This window comes from Denitromonas iodatirespirans, from assembly GCF_018524365.1.
GTDB classification, from domain to species: domain Bacteria; phylum Pseudomonadota; class Gammaproteobacteria; order Burkholderiales; family Rhodocyclaceae; genus Nitrogeniibacter; species Nitrogeniibacter iodatirespirans.
Map to the genome: position 1 here is coordinate 1 of NZ_JAEKFT010000093.1, position 1,286 is coordinate 1,286.

The window sequence follows — 1,286 nt, forward strand, 5'->3', positions numbered from 1 at the left end:
GTGAGCTTCCCCCGAAATTTCGTCTGCCAAGGGTGACATAAAATCGACGTCACTTTTGGAAGGCAAGAAATGAAGATACCGAAGCAGGCATACACGGCCGAGTTCAAGGAACTGGCGGTCAAGCGGATCAAGGATGGCCAGAGCGTCAGCATGGTTTGCAAGGAACTCGGGCTGAGCGACCAGACCTTGCGCAACTGGGTCAAGGCGGCGGCGGAAGGCAAGCTCAACGGCGCCGGCGGCCGAGTCGTGACCCCGGAAGAGATGGAACTTTCAAGGCTGCGCGCCGAGAATCTCCGGCTCAAGCGGGAGAACGAAATTCTAAAAAAAGCGACGGCGTACTTCGCAAGGGATGTTCTGTGAGGTACGCCTGGATTGCCGAGCAGGGCAAGGCGTTCGCGTTGTCCGAAATGTGCGATGCGCTCGATGTCAGCATCAGCGGCTACCGAGCCTGGAAGCGTGGTGGAGCGCCGGATCGCAAGCGCCTGTCCAACAATCAGATGCTGGCGCTGATCCGCGCCATTCATGCCGAACTCAAAGGGGCCTACGGCAGCCCGCGCATGGTACGGGAGCTGCGAGCCAGGGGTTTCTCGGCCAGCAAGGAACGGGTTGAGCGTCTGATGCGCGAGAACGGCATCCACGCTCGCCACAAACGGCGCTACAAGGTCACGACGGACTCGAAGCATGGCCTGCCGGTGGCGGAGAACCTGCTGGCCAGAAACTTCACGCCGACGGCGCCGAACCAGGTCTGGACGTCGGACATTACCTACCTGTGGACCGATGAAGGCTGGCTCTATCTGGCCATCGTGCTCGATCTGTTCAACCGTGAGGTCGTTGGCTGGTCGCTGAAACCGCGCATGACGGCGGACATCGTGACCGATGCGCTGACCATGGCCTGGTTCAGAAAGCGGCCGGCGCCGGGGCTGCTGCATCACTCCGACCGGGGCAGCCAGTACGCCAGCCATGCCTTTCAGGACAAGCTCAAGGCATTCGGCATGACCTGCTCGATGAGCCGAAAGGGGAACTGCTGGGATAACGCGCCAACGGAGAGCTGGTTCAACAGTTTCAAGAACGAGCGGGTGCATGGGATTCGCTATGCCACTCATGCTGACATGAAGGCTGCCAGCTTCGAATACATCGAGGTCTTCTACAACCGGAAGCGGCAGCATTCGACCCTCGGCTACAAGTCGCCAGTTCAGTTCCTGGAGAACTGGATCAGAGCGCAGCATCAGGAAAAACAGGTAGCATGAAACCCACCCTTTGGCAGACGAAAAACCGAGGGAACCTCA

General features: G+C 59.4%; 1 protein-coding gene. It reads left to right on the forward strand.

All coding sequences use genetic code 11. From position 1 onward, the window contains the following. Positions 1-69: 69 nt before the first annotated feature. Positions 70-1,247, forward strand: a protein-coding gene (locus I8J34_RS24050) for an IS3 family transposase (protein WP_370661899.1) whose coding sequence is annotated in 2 segments (ribosomal slippage) — positions 70-319 and positions 319-1,247 — 1,179 coding nt in all. Because the reading frame shifts where the segments join, the coding sequence is not laid out codon by codon here. Positions 1,248-1,286: the final 39 nt, after the last annotated feature.